12 protein-coding genes are annotated in these 19,917 nt (G+C 72.4%); 6 read left to right on the plus strand and 6 right to left on the minus strand.

Annotation, left to right across the window (positions count from 1 at the left end):
• The first annotated feature begins 55 nt into the window (after positions 1–55).
• On the plus strand, positions 56–844 hold the full coding sequence (locus tag ACFYMU_RS05575) for a protein phosphatase 2C domain-containing protein (protein WP_388368247.1): 789 nt from the start codon (positions 56–58) through the stop codon (positions 842–844).
• A gap of 26 nt (positions 845–870) precedes the next feature.
• Here the strand turns inward: ACFYMU_RS05575 and ACFYMU_RS05580 are convergent, their stop codons facing one another.
• Positions 871–1,422 (minus strand): MarR family winged helix-turn-helix transcriptional regulator, encoded by a 552-nt coding sequence (locus ACFYMU_RS05580; RefSeq protein ID WP_388368250.1) that lies wholly within the window; start codon positions 1,420–1,422, stop codon positions 871–873.
• A 264-nt stretch (positions 1,423–1,686) separates the two neighbouring features.
• Here ACFYMU_RS05580 and ACFYMU_RS05585 point away from each other — a divergent pair, with 264 nt between their 5' ends.
• Positions 1,687–2,514, plus strand: a complete 828-nt coding sequence (locus tag ACFYMU_RS05585; RefSeq protein WP_388368252.1) for a lysozyme — start codon at positions 1,687–1,689, stop codon at positions 2,512–2,514.
• A 136-nt stretch (positions 2,515–2,650) separates the two neighbouring features.
• Here the strand turns inward: ACFYMU_RS05585 and lon are convergent, their stop codons facing one another.
• Both lon and ACFYMU_RS05595 read right to left on the minus strand, forming a co-directional pair.
• Positions 2,651–5,068: an endopeptidase La gene (gene lon, locus ACFYMU_RS05590; protein ID WP_388368255.1), complete on the minus strand. Its 2,418-nt coding sequence runs from the start codon at positions 5,066–5,068 to the stop codon at positions 2,651–2,653.
• A 209-nt stretch (positions 5,069–5,277) separates the two neighbouring features.
• Positions 5,278–6,042 (minus strand): rhomboid-like protein, encoded by a 765-nt coding sequence (locus ACFYMU_RS05595; RefSeq protein WP_388369130.1) that lies wholly within the window; start codon positions 6,040–6,042, stop codon positions 5,278–5,280.
• A 327-nt stretch (positions 6,043–6,369) separates the two neighbouring features.
• On the opposite strand from ACFYMU_RS05595, the gene ACFYMU_RS05600 reads away from it, so the two are divergent.
• From ACFYMU_RS05600 to ACFYMU_RS05615, 4 genes are all read left to right on the plus strand, one after another.
• Positions 6,370–7,056 carry a spermidine synthase gene (locus ACFYMU_RS05600; protein ID WP_388368258.1) on the plus strand — a complete coding sequence of 229 codons (687 nt, stop codon included), beginning with the start codon at positions 6,370–6,372 and terminating at the stop codon, positions 7,054–7,056.
• Between the two features lie 111 nt (positions 7,057–7,167).
• The gene (locus tag ACFYMU_RS05605; RefSeq protein WP_055492513.1) at positions 7,168–7,905 is read left to right on the plus strand and encodes a response regulator transcription factor; all 738 of its coding nucleotides are present in this window, start codon (positions 7,168–7,170) and stop codon (positions 7,903–7,905) included.
• Positions 7,902–9,002 carry an ATP-binding protein gene (locus tag ACFYMU_RS05610; RefSeq protein ID WP_388368261.1) on the plus strand — a complete coding sequence of 367 codons (1,101 nt, stop codon included), beginning with the start codon at positions 7,902–7,904 and terminating at the stop codon, positions 9,000–9,002. The genes ACFYMU_RS05605 and ACFYMU_RS05610 overlap by 4 nt, the downstream gene beginning before the upstream one ends.
• 292 nt (positions 9,003–9,294) lie before the next feature.
• Positions 9,295–13,104 (plus strand): multifunctional oxoglutarate decarboxylase/oxoglutarate dehydrogenase thiamine pyrophosphate-binding subunit/dihydrolipoyllysine-residue succinyltransferase subunit, encoded by a 3,810-nt coding sequence (locus ACFYMU_RS05615; RefSeq protein WP_388368264.1) that lies wholly within the window; start codon positions 9,295–9,297, stop codon positions 13,102–13,104.
• Positions 13,105–13,178: 74 nt separating this feature from the next.
• Here ACFYMU_RS05615 and fxsT read toward each other — a convergent pair whose 3' ends face one another.
• The 3 genes from fxsT to ACFYMU_RS05630 form a co-directional block, all read right to left on the minus strand.
• Positions 13,179–16,139, minus strand: a complete 2,961-nt coding sequence (gene fxsT, locus ACFYMU_RS05620; protein WP_388369133.1) for an FxSxx-COOH system tetratricopeptide repeat protein — start codon at positions 16,137–16,139, stop codon at positions 13,179–13,181.
• A gap of 566 nt (positions 16,140–16,705) precedes the next feature.
• The gene (locus tag ACFYMU_RS05625) at positions 16,706–18,022 is read right to left on the minus strand and encodes a CHAT domain-containing protein (RefSeq protein ID WP_388368267.1); all 1,317 of its coding nucleotides are present in this window, start codon (positions 18,020–18,022) and stop codon (positions 16,706–16,708) included.
• Positions 18,012–19,898, minus strand: a complete 1,887-nt coding sequence (locus ACFYMU_RS05630; protein WP_388368270.1) for a magnesium chelatase — start codon at positions 19,896–19,898, stop codon at positions 18,012–18,014. Before ACFYMU_RS05630 ends, ACFYMU_RS05625 begins: the two co-directional genes overlap by 11 nt.
• Positions 19,899–19,917: the final 19 nt, after the last annotated feature.

Raw genomic sequence — 19,917 nt, forward strand, 5'->3', positions numbered from 1 at the left:
GCAACCGATGCCCACCTTTTGTGGACCTTGTGAAGGGCTCGTGCAGACTGGCCGGATGCGGACTGACCTGATCTCCGAGCCCGGCGACCCGGCCCGCCCCAACGAGGACTTCGCGGCACTCGCGCTTCCGGCCTCAGGACAGGGCGGAACGCTCGTCGTCCTGGACGGGGTCACTCCCCCGCCGGGCGGATACGGATGCCTTCACTCCGTCCCCTGGTTCTGCGCACGACTCGGCGGGGCGCTGACCGAACTGTCCGTTTCCCACCGGGATCTGACGCTCCCGGAGGTGCTCTCCCGAGCCATCCTCCGCACCGCCGGGGCCCACGCGACCACCTGTGACCTTTCTCACCCGCGCACTCCCCAGGCAACCGTGGCCCTGGCCCGCTGGTCGCGGGAGGTGGTGGAGTACCTGGTCCTCTCGGACTCGGCCCTCCTGGCCGAGGCCCCCGACGGCGGGGTCACCGCGCTCCTGGACGACCGCCTGGCCCGCCTCCCGCGCGCCCGTCTGGCCACGGCCGCGATCGCGGACGCCACGGTCCGCAACAGGGAGGGCGGCTTCTTCACGGCGGCCGCGGACCCGTCGGTGGCGGAGCGCGCGGTGACGGGCGAGCTGCCCCGGACGGCCGTGAGGGCCCTCATGGCGCTGACGGACGGGGCCACCCGCTGGACGGAGACGTTCCACGAGGGCGACTGGGCGGACCTGTTCACGGTCGTCCGCAAGGAGGGGGCGGCCGCGCTCGTGGAGCGCGTACGGGCGCTGGAGACCGCCGACCGCGAGCGGCGGGCCCACCTGGGCCGCGGCAAGACCCATGACGACGCCACGGCGGTGTACGTGGAGCTGTAGGGAGCGCCGGCCCCGGGCCCGGGGCGCTACTTCTCCACGCTCAGGTTCAACTGGTGCAGCAGCCGGGCCAGCTCGGCCACCTCGCGCGGGTCCCAGTGGGCGAGCTGGTGCACATAGCGGGCCCGGCGGGCCTCGCGGACGCGGCCGACGCGGCCGCGGCCCTCGTCGGTGAGGTGGACGAGCCAGGCACGGCCGTCGGCCGGGTCCGGTTCCCGGGCGACCAGGCCGAGATCCTCCAGGGCCCGCAACTGACGCGACATCGTGGCCTTGCCCACGCCGATGTAGGCGGCGAGTTCCGTGGCGCGCTGACGGCCGCCCTCGTCGAGCCGTGCCAGCAGTCCGTACGCGGCGGACTCCAGGTCCGGATGCACCTCGCGGGCCATCTCGCCCTGGCTGGCGCGGGCGCGCCGCAGAAACACCGTCAGCTCGCGCTCCAGCGACAGGAACTCCTGGTCCGCGTCGGCGGTCGGACCGCCGGTCCTCGCGGCGCCGTCCGGAGCCTCGCCGGTCCGGTCCCCACCGCTCCCCGGCGCGCCGGATCCGACATGACGGCCCGCGCCCTTTCCGCCGTTGTGCACGTCAGCACCCCAACCCGGTTTCCCGATTCTGAAAGTTTCCGCCACGCACGGTCGTCGCCGCAGCTCCGTCAGTATTTCGCAGGCATAGACCAACGGCGGCCCCCGGCCCCCCTTCCCAGCCCGGGGTCTACGTGCGTAGCTTCTTCATCAGGCCAGTAATGGCATGCTCACGCCAACGACACACGGGCGCACTTCCCCCACCCCGGCGCGGGCATGGCGGACCATTCCCCCCACCCAGCTCCACCGAGCCTTTCGGAGGCACGTATGCCCGTGCACAGACCCGGCACGGTCCGGCACCCGCGCCTGCTCGCGGCCGGAATCCTGCTCGCCGCGCTCTCCCTCCTGTTCACCCTCCCGGCCCACGCCGCCGACACACCCGCCCGCGGCACCGCGTACATGGGCATGGGGGTCCTCGCGCACGACGGCCGCCACGGCACGCCCGCCGTCACCGCCGTCACCGCCGTCACCCAGACCGAGGGCGTCGACGTCGCCAGCTACCAGGGCGACGTCGACTGGCCGACCCTGTGGAACAGCGGTGTGAAGTGGGCCTACACGAAGGCCACCGAGGGGACGTACTACACGAACCCCTACTTCACCCAGCAGTACGACGGCGCCTACAACGTGGGCATGATCCGCGGCGCGTACCACTTCGCGACCCCCGACACCACGAGCGGCGCCACGCAGGCCGACTACTTCGTGGACCACGGCGGCGGCTGGTCCCGCGACGGCAGGACGCTGCCGGGCACGCTGGACATCGAGTGGAACCCGTACGGGGCGGCCTGCTACGGCAAGTCGCAGAGCGCGATGGTCGGCTGGATCGGCGACTTCCTGGGCCGGTACAAGGCGCGCACCGGTCGGGACGCCGTGATCTACACCGCCACCAGCTGGTGGACCCAGTGCACCGGCAACTACGGCGGCTTCGCCTCGGCCAACCCGCTGTGGATCGCCCGCTACGCCTCCGACCCCGGGACCCTGCCGGCCGGCTGGTCGTACCACACGATGTGGCAGTACACGTCCACCGGTCCCACGGTCGGCGACCACGACAAGTTCAACGGCGCCTACGACAGGGTGCAGGCACTGGCCAACGGCTGACCGCTGACCGCTGACCGCTGACCGCTGACCCCACCGACCGCCGCTGCCCGACGCAACGGGCAGGCCCGGGCCTCCCTCACGGAACCCGGGCCTGCCCTGTCCGGTGCCCGCGGGGCGCGCCCGCGGGCGGACGGCGTCACGCCGCCACCGGAACCTCCGGCGCCGCCTCCTCGGCGGCCGGCGCGAGCGCCAGCTCCAGGACCTGGCGGACGTCGGTGACGGCGTGGACGTCGAGCCGGTCCAGCACCTCGGCCGGGACGTCGTCCAGGTCGGGCTCGTTGCGCTTCGGGATGACGACGGTCGTGACGCCCGCCCTGTGCGCGGCGAGCAGCTTCTGCTTCACCCCGCCGATGGGCAGCACCCGCCCCGTCAGCGAGACCTCGCCCGTCATCGCCACGTCCGTACGGACCAGACGGCCCGACAGGAGCGAGGCCAGCGCGGTCGTCATGGTGATGCCCGCGCTCGGACCGTCCTTGGGGACCGCGCCCGCGGGGAAGTGGATGTGCACGCCCCGGTCCTTCAGGTCGCCGACCGGCAGCTCCAGTTCGGCGCCGTGGGAGCGCAGGAAGCTCAGGGCGATCTGCGCCGACTCCTTCATCACGTCGCCGAGCTGGCCGGTGAGGGTCAGCCCCGCCGCGCCCGTCTCCGGGTCGGCCAGCGACGCCTCCACGTAGAGGACGTCACCGCCGGCGCCGGTGACCGCGAGACCGGTGGCCACACCGGGGACGGCCGTACGCCGCTCGGCCGGGTCCTGCGCGGACTCCGGCACGTGGTGCGGACGCCCGATCAGCCCCCGCAGGTCCTCGTCCCGGACCGTGAACGGCAGCTCCCGCTCGCCCAGTTCGTGCTGGGCCGCGACCTTGCGGAGCAGGCGCGCGATCGACCGCTCCAGGTTCCGCACACCCGCCTCACGGGTGTACTCGCCGGCCAGCTTGCGCAGCGCGCCCTCGTCGAGGGTGATCTCGTCCTTGTCCAGACCGGCCCGCTCCAGCTGGCGCGGCAGCAGGTGGTCGCGGGCGATGACGATCTTCTCGTCCTCGGTGTAGCCGTCGAGGCGGACCAGCTCCATGCGGTCGAGCAGCGCCTCCGGAATGGCTTCCAGGACGTTCGCGGTCGCCAGGAACACGACGTCGGACAGGTCGAGTTCGACCTCCAGGTAGTGGTCCCGGAAGGTGTGGTTCTGGGCCGGGTCCAGAACCTCCAGCAGGGCGGCCGCCGGGTCGCCGCGGAAGTCGGAGCCCACCTTGTCGATCTCGTCGAGCAGGACCACCGGGTTCATGGACCCGGCCTCCTTGACCGCGCGCACGATCCGGCCGGGCAGCGCGCCCACGTAGGTACGCCGGTGGCCGCGGATCTCGGCCTCGTCGCGCACGCCGCCGAGCGCGACCCGGACGAACTTCCGCCCCATGGCGTGCGCGACGGACTCGCCGAGGCTCGTCTTGCCCACACCGGGCGGGCCGACCAGCGCGAGGACGGCGCCGCCGCGTCGCCCGCCGATCACGCCGAGGCCCCGGTCGGCGCGCCGCTTGCGCACCGCGAGGTACTCGGTGATCCGCTGCTTCACGTCCTCCAGGCCGGCGTGCTCGGCGTCCAGGACGGCCTTGGCACCGCGGATGTCGTAGCTGTCCTCGGTGCGCTCGTTCCAGGGCAGTTCGAGCACGGTGTCGAGCCAGGTGCGGATCCACGATCCCTCGGGGGACTGGTCGCTGGCCCGCTCCAGCTTGTCGACCTCCTTGAGGGCGGCCTCACGGACCTTCTCCGGGAGGTCGGCGGCCTCCACGCGGGCGCGGTAGTCGTCGGACTCCTCGCCCTCCCCGGTGTCGCCGTTCAGCTCGCGCAGTTCCTTGCGGACCGCTTCCAGCTGGCGGCGCAGCAGGAACTCGCGCTGCTGCTTGTCGACACCCTCCTGGACGTCCTTGGCGATGGACTCGACGACGTCCTGCTCGGCGAGGTGGTCACGCAGCTGCTGGGTGGCGAGCTTCAGCCGGGCGACCGGGTCGGCCGTCTCCAGCAGCTCCACCTTCTGCTCGGTCGTCAGGAAGGGCGAGTAGCCGGAGTTGTCGGCGAGCGCGGAGACGTCGTCGATCGCCTGGACGCGGTCCACGACCTGCCAGGCACCGCGCTTCCTGAGCCAGCTGGTGGCGAGGGCCTTGTACTCCTTGACCAGTTCGCCGACGTGTCCCGGCAGGGGGTCGGGCACCGTCTCCTCGATCCGGGTCCCCTCGACCCACAGTGCCGCTCCCGGCCCCGTCGTGCCCGCACCGATCCTCACCCGTCCGCGGCCCCGGATCAGGGCGCCCGGGTCACCGTCGGCGAGGCGGCCGACCTGCTCGACGGTGCCGAGCACACCGGTGCCCGCGTACGCCCCGTCGATGCGTGGGACCAGGAGGACCCTGGGCTTTCCGGGCTCGGCACGAGCGGCGGCCTGCGCCGCCTCCACGGCGGCGCGCACCTCGGAGTCGCTCAGGTCCAGCGGAACCACCATCCCGGGCAGCACGACCTCGCCGTCGAGCGGCAGCACGGGCAGGGTGAGCGGTGTGGACGTCGAAGCCATGATCTCCCCTTCGGCAGTCAAGTTGAGCTATGCCGACTCAATGCAGCACGCGATGCGATTGTTCCCCAAGGGGTGTTCGCTGTGAGCGATCGCCGCGCCGCCTGCTCGCCGCCTGCGGGGGCGAACCCCCGCCGGACGGACGGCCGTTGCCCGCCCGCGCGGCGGCCCGGGCACCGCCCCGGGTGCGGTCCGCGTACCGTCCGACCGGGTCAGCCGGCCGCGGCCGATTCGGCCGACCGAGGCCGCGCGACCGGAAGGCCCGTCCGCCCGCAGCGGCGTACCAGCGGCCCCGCGCCGATCCCGATCGCCAGGGACAGCACATGGCCCCAGTCGGTCAGCGGATCCGTGCACGCGACCAGGGCCTCGAGCAGCACCCCGCCGTACCCGATGAGCACCGTCCGGCGCAGCCAGGGCCGCAGAAGGCCCGTCAGAGCGCCGAGGCAGGCCGCCACACCGAAGCTGATGCCGTAGTCGAGGCGGTGCAGCGAACTGCCGGGGAGATGGCCCGCCCGCACCGCGAGAGCCACCGGGACCTCGGTGGCCAGGGTGGCGAGCACATGGCCGAGCAGGAAGACGACGGCCGTGCGCACGCCCCCCGTCCGCCGCTCCAGCGCCGTCAGGACGAACAGGAAGGCCGGCGCGTACGCCGAGGTCAGCCCGCCGGCGATCCACAGCGCGCTGGCGACCAGCACCCGCACCGGGCTGTGCGCCAGATGGGCCACGTCGGTGCTGGACTCCTGGTGCAGGGTGTGCACGAGCGACGGGTCGGCCAACTCGGCGAACAGGGACGTCACGACGAGCACGACGGCGTATCCGAAGGTAAACGGCGTACCGGTCGGCGTCGGCAGGAGCCGCCCGGGGCACGGGACGGTCCTGCGGGCCGGAGCCTTCGGCACGGCCGGTGCCGGGGCAGGGGGCACCGAGCGCTGGCGCGGCATGCCGTCCAGCAGCCGGGTCCCCGCTGCGGGGGCCATGAGCGTGGCGTCAGCAGGCGGGACCGGACGTTCCACGGCGCGGCGCTCCTTCCGTCACGCCCCACCCTTGGCGCCCCACGGGTCGCTGTCCACGACCGACGCCACGCGGGACGCGATTCACCGCAACTTCCCACCCGGGCCGTACGTCCGGCGACCGTATCCCCGAACGGCTGTTCATGACTGCGACGCCCGGTCGGACGTGCGCGCCGCGGCACGGCACCCGCGGCGCGCGTGCGGCGCGGCCGCAGGCGTTCGGCCGTGTGCCCGTGTGCCCCCTTCGGGAAAATCCCTCGTCCGCGACCCCCGCCCGTCACCAGAATGAGGCCCATGCCCCATCGACACGACATTCACGACGCGCCCCAGGTCCTGGACCGGCGCCAGGGCCCGCACGGCGAGGTCGTGTTACGGCGCCACGGCGAGTTGCTCCAGATCATCGCGAACGGCTGCTTCCTGATGGACACCTCCGACGGGCGCTCGGAGCGGCTGCTGATCGACGTCGCCCGCGACGCCCTGGACGATCGCCCCGGCCCTGACGTGCTGATCGGCGGACTCGGCGTCGGCTTCTCGCTCGCACACGCCGCCGCGGACCCGCGCTGGGGCGGCGTCACGATCGTGGAGCGCGAGCGCGCCGTCATCGACTGGCACCTCGACGGCCCCCTGTCCGCGCTCTCCGCGGACGCCCTGGCCGACCCGCGCACCCGCGTGCTGGAAGCGGATCTCGTCGCGTACGTCAATGAGACATCGGACACGTACGACGCGCTGTGCCTCGACATCGACAACGGGCCCGGCTGGACGGTCACGGAGGACAACGACAGCCTGTACTCGGAGGCCGGACTCGCAAGCTGCGCAAGGGTGTTGAGGCCCGGCGGGGTGCTCGCGGTGTGGTCGGCGCAGCCCTCTCCGGAATTTGAAGGAACCCTCAGGAATGCCGGGTTCCAGCGGGTGCGTACCGAAGAGGTCCCGGTTGCCCGGGGCGTACCCGACGTCGTGCACCTGGGTGTCCGCCCTGGATAGCCGACTCGCGGTGACTCCCCGTACTCTGCTTCCCTGACGCGGATCATTCAAGCGTCAAGCGCAGTCATGGGATCACCCCACGGATTCCGGAAAGCAACCCAGGGGCGGGCGATGGAGCAGACACACACCTCCCACAACGGCACGACGGCGACCCCCGGCGCGCAGCGGCGGGTTCTGGTGGTCGAGGACGACCCGACGATCGTCGACGCCATCGCCGCCCGCTTGCGCGCCGAGGGATTCCTCGTGCAAACGGCAGGCGACGGTCCGGCGGCGGTCGACACCGCCGAGGCTTGGCAGCCCGACCTGCTGATCCTCGACATCATGCTGCCGGGCTTCGACGGCCTGGAGGTCTGCCGCCGGGTGCAGGCGCAGCGCCCGGTGCCGGTGCTGATGCTCACCGCGCGCGACGACGAGACGGACATGCTGGTCGGGCTCGGTGTCGGCGCGGACGACTACATGACCAAGCCGTTCTCGATGCGCGAGCTGGCCGCGCGGGTGCACGTGCTGCTGCGCCGGGTGGAGCGGGCCGCGCTGGCCGCCGCGACGCCGCGCAGCGGCATCCTGCGCCTCGGTGAACTGGAGATCGACCACGCGCAGCGCCGGGTCCGGGTGCGCAGCGAGGACGTCCATCTGACGCCCACCGAGTTCGACCTGCTCGTGTGCCTGGCGAACACGCCGCGCGCCGTGCTCTCCCGCGAGCAGCTGCTCGCGGAGGTGTGGGACTGGGCGGACGCCTCCGGCACCCGCACCGTGGACAGCCACATCAAGGCGCTGCGGCGCAAGATCGGCGCGGAGCGCATCCGCACCGTGCACGGCGTCGGCTACGCCCTGGAGACGCCGACGCCATGACCGGTGGACCGGTGGCACCACAGCGGGACCCGGGGTCGTCCTGGGGCGGACTGCGTCCGTTCTCGATCAAGACGAAGCTGGGCACCCTCGTCGTCGTCTCGGTCCTCATCACCACGGGCCTGTCGATGATCGCGGTGCACACCAAGACGGAGCTGCGGTTCATCACCGTGTTCTCGATGATCGCCACGCTTCTGATCACCCAGTTCGTGGCGCACTCGCTCACCTCTCCGCTGGACGAGATGAACACGGTGGCCCGCTCCATCTCGCACGGCGATTACACCCGCCGGGTCCGCGCCAACCGCCGGGACGAGCTGGGCGACCTCGCCGGCACGATCAACCTGATGGCCGACGAGCTGGAGGCCCAGGACCGGCAGCGCAAGGAACTGGTGGCGAACGTCTCGCACGAGCTGCGCACGCCGATCGCCGGCCTGCGCGCCGTCCTCGAGAACATCGTGGACGGCATCTCGGCCGCCGACCCGGAGACCATGCGCACGGCCCTGAAGCAGACGGAGCGGCTCGGACGCCTGGTGGAGACCCTGCTGGACCTCTCGCGCCTGGACAACGGCGTGGTCCCGCTCAGGAAGCGCCGCTTCGAGGTCTGGCCGTACCTCTCGGGCGTCCTCAAGGAGGCCCAGATGGTGTCCACCGCGCGCGGGGGCATCACCTCGGGCTCCGGCAACCACACCCGTACGGACGTCCATCTGCACCTCGACGTCTCGCCGCCGGAGCTGACCGCGCACGCGGACCCGGAGCGCATCCACCAGGTCGTCGCCAACCTGATCGACAACGCGGTCAAGCACAGCCCTCCGCACGGCCGCGTGACGGTGAAGGCCCGCGGCGGCGCCACTGCGGACTCCCTGGAGCTGGAGGTGCTGGACGAGGGCCCCGGCATCCCCCAGTCGGAGTGGCACCGCGTCTTCGAGCGCTTCAACCGCGGCGCCGTGAGCGCGCCCCACGGGCCCGGCAGCGACGGCGGCACGGGCCTCGGCCTGGCGATCGCCCGCTGGGCGGTGGACCTGCACGGCGGCCGGATCGGCGTGGCCGAATCCCCTCGCGGCTGCCGGATCCAGGTCACCCTTCCCGGAGAACCGTCCTAGCCGGGTTGACGTACAGTTCGAACCGGAGCCCCAAGATCCACGTGTGTTCCTGCAGACGGACACGTGTGATCAGGCACAGGCCCGCGCCCTCCGCGCGCCGGGCCGGAGTCGCCGTATCCCTGCCGAACCGGAACCACGCTTGTTTCCCGCCATTTCCACGCCCGAAACACGCTTTCCGATGTGACTTACACGACGATGAACCGGCCCGACCTGACCTTCAGGGCCCCGGAGGCGTAGCCTTTATTCCCGCTGTCCAATCATCTTTGTGAAGCGGAAGAGGGCGGTTACCGCCGTGTCGCCACAGTCCCCCAGTAACTCGAGCTCCCCCAGCCTCCGGCCGGGCGGTGCCCCCACGACCGACGCCCAGGCCGGGAAGAATCCCGCCGCCGCATTCGGCCCCAACGAGTGGCTCGTCGACGAGATCTACCAGCAGTACCTCCAGGACCCGAATTCGGTAGACCGCGCCTGGTGGGACTTCTTCGCCGACTACAAGCCGGGAGCGGCTGCCGCCTCGGCTCCGGCGGGCACTGCGGCCGCGGGGGCCGCAGGCGCCACCACGGCGGCCCCGGCCGCACCCGCCGCGGCGCCCGCCGCGCCGGCCGTCGCTCCTGCGGCTCCCGCAGCGCCGCAGGCACCGGCCGCCCCGGCGCCCGCCGCCCCGCAGCCCGCCGCCGCGAAGCCCGCCCCGGCGCCCGCCGCGCCCAAGAAGGACGGGCCCGTCGCCGAGGCCGCCAAGGGTCCCGAGGCGGTGACGCTGCGTGGTCCCGCCGCGGCCGTCGCCAAGAACATGAACGCCTCGCTGGAGCTGCCCACGGCCACGTCCGTGCGCGCGGTCCCGGTGAAGCTGCTGTTCGACAACCGCATCGTCATCAACAACCACCTCAAGCGCGCCCGGGGCGGGAAGATCTCCTTCACGCACCTGATCGGCTACGCGATGGTCCAGGCCATCAAGGCCATGCCGGCGATGAACTGGTCGTTCGCGGAGAGGGACGGCAAGCCGACCCTCGTCAAGCCGGAGCACGTCAACCTCGGCCTCGCGATCGACCTGGTGAAGCCGAACGGCGACCGCCAGCTCGTCGTCGCGGCGATCAAGAAGGCCGAGACGCTGAACTTCTTCGAGTTCTGGCAGGCCTACGAGGACATCGTCCGCCGCGCCCGCGACGGCAAGCTGACGATGGACGACTTCACCGGGGTGACGGTCTCCCTCACCAACCCCGGCGGCCTCGGCACGGTCCACTCGGTCCCGCGCCTGATGCCCGGCCAGTCGGTGATCATGGGCGTCGGCTCGATGGACTACCCGGCGGAGTTCCAGGGCACCTCCCAGGACACGCTGAACAAGCTCGGCATCTCGAAGGTCATGACGCTCACGTCGACCTACGACCACCGGGTGATCCAGGGCGCCGCCTCCGGCGAGTTCCTGCGCGTCGTCGCGAACCTCCTCCTGGGCGAGGACCGCTTCTACGACGACATCTTCGAGGCCCTGCGCATTCCGTACGAGCCGGTCCGCTGGCTGAGGGACATCGACGCGTCGCACGACGACGACGTCACCAAGGCCGCCCGCGTCTTCGAGCTGATCCACTCCTACCGGGTCCGCGGCCACGTCATGGCCGACACCGACCCGCTGGAGTACCGCCAGCGCAAGCACCCCGACCTGGACATCGTCGAGCACGGCCTCACCCTGTGGGACCTGGAGCGCGAGTTCGCGGTCGGCGGCTTCGCCGGCAAGTCGATGATGAAGCTGCGCGACATCCTCGGCGTGCTGCGCGACTCGTACTGCCGCACCACCGGCATCGAGTACATGCACATCCAGGACCCCAAGCAGCGCAAGTGGATCCAGGACCGCGTGGAGCGCCCGCACTCCAAGCCGGAGCGCGAGGAGCAGCTGCGCATCCTGCGCCGGCTGAACGCGGCGGAGGCGTTCGAGACCTTCCTGCAGACCAAGTACGTCGGCCAGAAGCGCTTCTCCCTGGAGGGCGGCGAGTCCGTCATCCCGCTGCTGGACGCGGTGATCGACAGCGCGGCCGAGTCCCGTCTGGACGAGGTCGTCATCGGCATGGCCCACCGCGGCCGTCTGAACGTGCTGGCCAACATCGTCGGCAAGTCGTACGCGCAGATCTTCCGCGAGTTCGAGGGCAACCTCGACCCGAAGTCGATGCACGGCTCCGGCGACGTGAAGTACCACCTGGGCGCCGAGGGCACCTTCACGGGCCTGGACGGCGAGCAGATCAAGGTCAGCCTGGTCGCGAACCCCTCCCACCTGGAGGCGGTGGACCCCGTCCTGGAGGGCGTGGCCCGCGCCAAGCAGGACATCATCAACAAGGGCGGCACGGACTTCACGGTGCTGCCGGTGGCGATCCACGGCGACGCGGCCTTCGCGGGCCAGGGCGTGGTGGCCGAGACCCTGAACATGTCCCAGCTGCGGGGCTACCGCACGGGCGGCACGGTCCACATCGTCATCAACAACCAGGTCGGCTTCACGGCCGCCCCGGAGGCGTCCCGCTCCTCGATGTACGCCACGGACGTGGCCCGCATGATCGAGGCCCCGATCTTCCACGTGAACGGCGACGACCCGGAGGCGGTGGTGCGCGTCGCGCGCCTGGCCTTCGAGTTCCGCCAGGCGTTCAACAAGGACGTGGTGATCGACCTCATCTGCTACCGCCGCCGCGGCCACAACGAGTCGGACAACCCGGCCTTCACCCAGCCGCTGATGTACGACCTGATCGACAAGAAGCGCTCGGTGCGCAAGCTCTACACCGAGTCGCTGATCGGCCGGGGCGACATCACCCTGGAGGAGGCCGAGCAGGCGCTGCAGGACTACCAGGGCCAGCTGGAGAAGGTCTTCACGGAGGTCCGCGAGGCGACGTCGCAGCCGGCCGTGTCCGCCGCGCCGGAGCCGCAGGACGGCTTCCCCGTGTCCGTCGACACCGCCGTGTCCTCCGAGGTCGTCAAGCGGATCGCCGAGTCCCAGGTCAACGTCCCCGACCAGATCACCGTCCACCCGCGCCTGCTGCCGCAGCTGCAGCGCCGGGCGGCGATGGTCGAGGACGGCACGATCGACTGGGGCATGGGCGAGACCCTCGCGATCGGTTCGCTGCTCCTGGAGGGCGTCCCGGTCCGGCTGTCCGGCCAGGACTCCCGCCGCGGCACGTTCGGCCAGCGCCACGCGGTCATCATCGACCGCCGGACGGGCGAGGACTACACGCCGCTGCAGTACCTCTCCGACGAGCAGGCCCGCTACAACGTCTACGACTCCATGCTGTCGGAGTACGCGGCGATGGGCTTCGAGTACGGCTACTCGCTGGCCCGCCCGAACACGCTCGTGATGTGGGAGGCCCAGTTCGGCGACTTCGTCAACGGCGCCCAGACGGTCGTGGACGAGTTCATCTCGTCGGCGGAGCAGAAGTGGGGCCAGACGTCCGGCGTCACCCTGCTCCTCCCGCACGGCTACGAGGGCCAGGGCCCGGACCACTCGTCCGCGCGCCCGGAGCGCTTCCTCCAGCTCTGCGCCCAGAACAACATGACGGTCGCGATGCCGACCCTCCCGTCGAACTACTTCCACCTCCTGCGGTGGCAGGTGCACAACCCGCACCACAAGCCGCTGGTGGTCTTCACGCCGAAGTCGATGCTGCGCCTGAAGGCCGCCGCGTCGAAGGCGGAGGAGTTCACGACGGGCCGGTTCCGCCCGGTCATCGGCGACGCGTCGGTGGACCCGGCCGCCGTCCGCAAGGTCGTCTTCACGGCGGGCAAGGTCTACTACGACCTCGACGCCGAGCGCCGCAAGCGCGGCGTGACGGACACCGCGATCATCCGCCTCGAGCGCCTGTACCCGCTGGCGGGCGCCGAGCTCCAGGCGGAGATCAAGAAGTACCCGAACGCCGAGAAGTACCTGTGGGCCCAGGAGGAGCCGGCGAACCAGGGCGCCTGGCCGTTCATCGCCCTGAACCTCATCGACCACCTGGACCTGGCGGTCGGCGCGGACATCCCGGCGGGCGAGCGCCTGCGCCGCATCTCCCGCCCGCACGGCTCCTCCCCGGCCGTCGGTTCCGCGAAGCGGCACCAGGCGGAGCAGGAGCAGCTGGTGCGCGAGGTGTTCGAGGCGTGAGCGCCTGAACCCGCACGACGAAAGGGCCCGACCCGGGGTTTCCCGGGCCGGGCCCTTCGGCGTACCCGGGCGTCTCAGGTCGTCTGCGGCTCGAAGTCCCAGTACGGGCGTGCCCGGTTCCGCGCCGCGAGGGTCTGTGGGTGCCGTGCGCCGAGAACCGCGGTCAGCGCGGCCAGGGCCTCCCTCTCGACCTGCTCCGCTTCCCGGTGCCGGCGCAGCTCCCCGAGATCGGCGGCGAGCGCGATGCGTGCGCACAGCGTCAGAGGATGCCGGCCACCGAGCCGGTCGGTGGCCCTGGTGGCCGTCTGCCGGCTGAGGGCGGCACCGGAGTCGGGGTCGCCGTCGGCGGTGCGCAGCGCCGCAACGTTGAGCGTGCAGCCGAGGGTCCAGGGATGGCCCTCCCCCACCGCGGACGTCATGTCCGCCAGGGAGCGTTCGGCGAGAGCGCGGGCCTGCCCCGCAGCGCCGAGACGGCGCAGGACGAGGGCGTGGTTGGCGCGGGCCCCGGCGGTGTACGGATGTGCCGGCCCCAGCAGCTGTTCGTAGCGGGCGCCGACGGACTCGCTGATCAGACGGGCCTCGTCGAGACCGCCGTCGTCACGGGCGAAGCAGCTCCGGCTGGTGGCGAGGAGCAAGGTGAGCGGGTCCGTGTCGCCCAGGACCCGCTCCGCGCGGCGCAGGACGCGGGCGAAGAGCGGCCCGGCCCGCTCCCGGTCGCCGCCGCGATACAGGCACAGGGCGTGGTTGTGCTCGGCCCTTAGGGTCTGGGGGTGGGTGGGGCCCAGCACCTCGCGGTGCAGGGCCAGGTTGTGCTCCTGGAGCTGTGCGGCCTCCGAGTAGCGGCCCAGGAGGCGTAGATCCGTGGCACAGTAGATCGCCGAGAAGAGAGCCCACACATCGCGGGCTCCCAATATCCGCCGACGGTCCGCCAGTGTGCGCCGGTCGATGTCGAGGGCCTCGCTGTACCGCCCGAGCAGCCGCAGCGACACCGCAACGTTGTTCTGTGCCGACAGTGTGCGCGGTTCGGCCGCGCCGAGGAGTTCCTCGTACCCCTCCACGACCTCCTGGGAGAGCCCGAGGGCCTCCTCGTACCGGGCCAATGCCCTCAGATCCGCGGCGAGGCCGCCGGCCGCACGGAGGTATCCGAGGTTCCGGCGGCCGCCGGCCGCGGCGTACTCTTCCACGGCCGTACGGCTGACGGCTTCGCTGTGCTCGTAGTCCCCGCACGCCCTGAGGAGGTTGGCGTAGTGGTGGCCGAGGTCCCACAGCAGTTCGGCGTGACCGCGCGGGCGATCCTGCCGGGCCGTCAGTGCCCGCTCGGCGAAGCGGACGCCCGTGCCGTACTCGCCCGAAAGGTACAGGTGGCGCAGGCAGTTCAGGAGCAGCGGGTGAACGGCCGGGTCGGCGCTGCCGAGGACGCCCGCGTACTCCAGGTGCGGAACGATCTCGGCGTAGCGGGGCCAGGCGTCGGGGTCGGAGGGTCGCCGGGGATCGGCGGCGGCGAGGGCGCGGCGTACCGCGGCCGCGAAGACCTCCCGCTCCTCCTCGGGCATGTCGTCGCGGACGGCCTGGTGCACCATCCGGTGCAGATAGAGGTGCCCCGTGGCGGGGCTCGCTCCGTGGGATTCCAGGCGGGCCACGGAGTACTGACGCAACTGGTCGATCGCCCTGTCCCACACCTGAGGATCTCCCAGGAGTCCCGACACGGAGTCGGGCAGGCCGTCGGAGGACATCTCACGGAGCAGATGCACGGGGACGGAGCCGGGCGCGAAGAAGGTGCACAGGCGCAGGAGGACGACGGACTCCGGGCAGCTCTCGCCGAGCCTGTTCACCAGAATGGACAGGGCGGTGCGGAAGGTGAGCGGGAAGTCGGCCGACACTGTCGTGCCCGTCAGAGCGGGGCCGGCGCCCAGGAGTTCCAGGTACTCGTCGACGGACATGCCTGCGTCCTGCAACCAGGCCGCGTTCTGATCCAGCAGGAGCGGCAGGTCCTCCAGGGCCTCGGCCAGCCGCCCGGCTTCGTCCGCCGTCAACCGGGGCGCGCGACGGCGGACGAAGGCGACGGATTCGGCCCGGTCGTAGACCGGCACTTCGAGCAGCGCACTGCCGTGGCCCTGCCACCCCGGATTGCGGGACGTGATCAGCACATGGCCCTCTCCCACCGGCACCAGGTCCGCGACCTCGTCCGGCTCGTCGGCGCCGTCCAGGATCAGCAGCCAGCGCGCGTAGGGCTCCCCGCGGGCGAGCGCCTCCCGCACGGCACGCAGCCGCTCACCGTACTCCGCCCCCGTGGACAGCCCCAGCGCCGGGGCCAGTTCGGCAAGTCGCTGCCTCGCGGAGGTCCGGTCGTCCGCGCTCACCCACCACACCACGTCGTACGCGGAGCCGAACCGGTAGGCGTACTCGGCGGCGAGCTGGGTCTTGCCCACTCCCGGCATGCCGTGCAGGGTCACGTTTCGCCGCTCGTGGTCCAGAAGCCTGCGAGCCTCCCCCAGGATCGCGTCACGGCCCAGGAAGCCGGGGTTGCGGCGCGGTGTCCCGCCCCACACCTGGGGGACCTGAGCCGGGAAACGGGGGCGCTCGTGTCGGGCGCCGTCGCCGGACTCCCCCGGGGAGCCGGCGGGCAGCCCGAGAACCTCCAGGACGCGCTGCTCGGCCTCGGGCTCGGACAGGTCGTGGAGGCCGGCCGGGCCCAGGACCGCCGCGGCCTCCGGCAGTCCCGAAGGCGTCACCGACACGGCCGCGAAGCGGTCCGCGTTGGGGACGGCCACCTCGTACAGGGCCGTGTTCCACTCCTGCCGGGACCTTGCCCCGAAGTACCGCTCGCTCAGCACCAGCAGCACCGGCCCGGGCGCGTGCAGCAACTCTGCGAGGAGGTCCGCCAAGGGCGTCCCGCCGGGCGGGTCCCAGCGCTGCTGGACGACGTGATGACCGCGCCGCTCCAGGCGGTCCCCGATCCAGGCCGCCCAGGCGCGGTTGAATCCCGCACAGCTGATCGTGACCGTCTGAGGGCCGGTGCGCGGCGGCCGGCGCACGGGGAGAGGGGTCGGACGACCGCCGCGCGCCTGCTCGCCCAGCCCGCCGAGCGGCTCGACGGGCCCTTCGCGGGCGGGTGGGGAGGGCCGCAGGTGCACGGGAGCCGCCGGTGGTGCCGGCCGCCGCGTCGCGGCGCTCGTCCGCTTCCGTACGAGGTCCACCAGCTTCGCCGCAGGAGCCCGTCCGGGCTGCCGCTCACGGATCCGGGACCGGAGTTCCGCCTTGCGGACGGGTACGCCCCACTGGTTGCTGATGGTCAGCCACAGGGACGCCGTGCCGGTCTCCCCGGTCGTCGACACCCGGAAGCGGGCCGGCCCGTACGTGCCGCCGAAGCGGTGCAGGACGACGCTCGGCTCGTCGAGTGCCGTGCAGACGAAGGAGGGGGAACCGTCGAGCGCGACGCTGAAGGTGAACTCCTCCACGGTGTACGGCCAGTCCCCGTGCGCGCGGTCAACTGCCGGGAGGGGGCCTCGAAGGTCGACGGTGACGAGGTAGTCGCACTCCGTCTCGGCCTCGCGGGGCCACGCCACCACGGGTTCGATCACCAGGTGATGCCGGTCCGCGGTCACCGTACGGACCCTCCCCCGGCGCTCCGTCCGTCGTCCGCGGCCAGGCGCAGCGTGGTGAGCGGATGTCCGTAGTAGTGGAACATGAAGGCGTACAGGAGGCGCAGCACCCTTTTCTGGCCCACCCGGTCGACCTGCCCGTCGTCGTTGCGCGTGGTCGGAATGGCCGTCAGGGGACCGAAGTCGTCCACCGCCCGGGCCCGGAACGCGCGCAGGGTCTCGGCGACGGGCTGACGGGGATGCGTGGCCACCTCGTGCACCAGGCGGCGCACCAGTTTGCGTGCCTCGTGGTCTCCTACTTTCCCCGCGGTGACGATGCACCCGCCGGCCCCCTTGCGCAGGAACAGCTCGGCGAAACCGCGCAGGGCGTACTCCCCTTGGGCCCGGTTGCTCACGAAGCGCCCCGAGTGGCAGGCGTTGAGACAGACGAGGGAGCGGTCCGCGTCCAGCACCCGCATGGATTGGCCGTTGAACTCGGCCCAGGTGCGGTCCCCCAGCGACAGACGGGGGACGGCGGGGCCGTAGGTGCCGTGGCAGCCCATGTAGACGAGACCGGTGTGGTCGGCGGGGCTGTCGAGCGCCGAGAAGAAGGGCGTCATCTCCCCGTGCGACTGATGGGCGTACCGCGCGAAGACCCGTCCGTCGTCGGCCATGTCCTGGTGGAGGTAGCTGAGCACACGTCCGTGGCATTCGCCTCTCTCGCGAGGCAGGTCCTGGCCGACGTCGTGCACGGTGGTCCACCGGACCAGGACCGTCCGTGCCCCCAGCGGCCCACCCTCCAGGCCGCGTCCGGGGTCGGCCGGCGTCCAGAACAGCTCCCAGGGAAGCTCGTACCCCGTGTCGTCCCAGACCACGAGCCGCAGCGCGGTGCCGTGCCGGACCCGGATCCGGTTGATCCAGCGGGCGAGTTCCGGCTGGTTGCCGGACCAGAGCTGGATGGCCCGCAGTATCTCCGACGGGTACTCGCCGTCACCGCTGACGTTGCCGAGGCTGACGGCCGGTGCGACCAGGCGGGTGGGGCCGGCCGGGCAGGCCAGGGCGAGATCGCCGCACCAGCCGTGGAGCGTGTACGCCCCCTGCCCGTCCCCCGACTCGGCCCTCGTCACGCGGAGCACCGCGCATCCCTCGTCGAGGCGGGCCACCGGGCGTGCCTCGCTGCCCCCGAGGCCGGAGGGCGGTTCGTTCGAGCGGCGCAACTGCCCCACGGCGGAGGGTTCGCGGCGGGCCGCCGGCCTGAGGCCGGGCAGTGCACCGCGACGCATGACGGTGGCGGCCCCGGTCAGCCAGCGGGCGCCGCGCTGCGACTCACCGTTCACCGGCGACCCCTTCGTCGGAGGTCCGGGTCCGCTGGGCGGGCCGTCCCTCGACGACGCTCCCGCCCAAGGTCTCGGCCAGCGTGAAGGGCAGGTCGCCGTAGGGCTCCCGGGCCGCGTCCACGACGGCGACGTGCAGCCTGGTCCGGTCCATCGCGCCGATGCGTGCCGCGGCTTCGAAGGCGTCCTCGACGCCGGCCGCGGCCACCGGCCCGCTCAGCCGGCCGGTGTGGCTGGCCCGCAGCGGGACATTGCCGCGCCCGTCCGTGACGACCACCAGCCACGCCTCCGCCAGGTCGCTCCCGTGTTGCTGGAACGCACGACGCAGCGCCTGGGCGGCCTGTTCGATGCCGTGCGCGAGCGGCGTGGCCCGGCCGGACGGACGGTAGAGCGCGGCGAGCACCCTGGGGTCGAGAACGCTGCGCACGGCGAAGGACTCGGCCCGCAGCTCGTCGCGGGCCTGAGCACTGCCGACCTCAACGACCTGGGCTGCGGCCCGCCCCGTGTACGCCCACTGCAGGAACGGGGTGAGCGCGTCCTGCCAGTCCCAGTCGTCGGCCCGGCAGGTGTGGTCCAGGACCAGCACCAGCATGCGTTCGGGAGTGCCGGCACGGACGTAACTGTGCAGGTCGACGGGTGACACCGTGAACCGCCGGTGTCCCCGGACGCGTTGGTGTACGGCGGCCTCCCGCACGGTACGCACATGGGCGAGGTCGCGCAGGTCCCTCGCCCGCCGGGTACCCACCGCCACTCCTCTGGCGGAGGCGACCGACCGTCTGCGCTGCCAGGGGTTGCGCAGGGGGGCGAAGTCACGCAGCACCTCCGCCTCGTCCTCGGGGTACGGGGTGGCCGGCACCACAGGGGCCCGCCCCGCGTCCGTGCCGATTCCCTCGGGCGGCTCACTCTCCAGGAGCGGCCCGTCGTGCTCGGGACGCGGCCCGTCGCCGAGCGGTGCGCCGTCCCCACGCCGTGGAAGGCGGCGGGACGCCGGGCGGGGGTGCCGGGCGGAGAACGCGGGATCCAGAACGCCGGAGTCCGCGGAGCCGGGATGAGCTGCGTCCGTCACGGTCAGACCCATGAGCAGGGCGGCCTCGTCGCAGTGGCGGGCGGACGCCGCCTGCGCGCCGTCCAGTGCGGCCAGGGTGCGGGCCAGCCTCGCCAGGGCAAGTTCCCTGCGGACGCCGGCGTCCGGCCCGAGGAACTCCGGCACGCGTCCGAGGGCCTCGTCGGTGACCCTGATGGCCGGAACGCCTTGTGCGGCGGCGGTACGCCAGCCGGGCGGCAGGGTCGCCAGCAGGTGGTCGGCCGGGGGCAGTCGCAGGGCGGCGGCCGGTAGCCGGACGGCGAACCTGTCCAGCAGGTGCGGGCTGAGCCGTCCCGCGTCCGCCGAACGGCAGGCCGCCAGCCAGCGGGCCCGGGGGCGGGCCACCTGGCGCAGACCGGTGTGTTCGACCACGGCGACGTCCGCCCCGAGGAGTTGCACCGCCGCGCGCATCCCCGCGACGCTCAGCCGGGCCAGGTCGGGGACCGCGACCACCGGTGGGGGACCGGGACGGCCGTCCGCCCGGACGAGCGGGCCCGGCTCGATGCGGAACGTGATGCCGTCGGGTTCCCTCCGGAGCCGGGGCCGGACCCACAGGTCCTCGTCGCGGCTGGTGGCTCCCAGCACGAGCGGCGCCGGACCGGGCTCGGAACGGCCCGGGATCCCCACGCCGGTGACGATCCGGGTGAACAACTCGGCCACGGAGTCCATGAGTCGGGGGTCGAGGTCGAAGAGCAGCACCCCGGACAGGGTGGGTTCGGCCGCGGCGCAGGCCAGCGCACGGGTCAGCCGCCGGGCGAGGTCGTCGGGTTCCTCGGGCACGCTGGGTTCGGACACGGCGGAGCCCTTCGGCAGA

The sequence above is a fragment of the Streptomyces sp. NPDC007264 genome, from assembly GCF_042869095.1.
Lineage (GTDB): Bacteria > Actinomycetota > Actinomycetes > Streptomycetales > Streptomycetaceae > Streptomyces.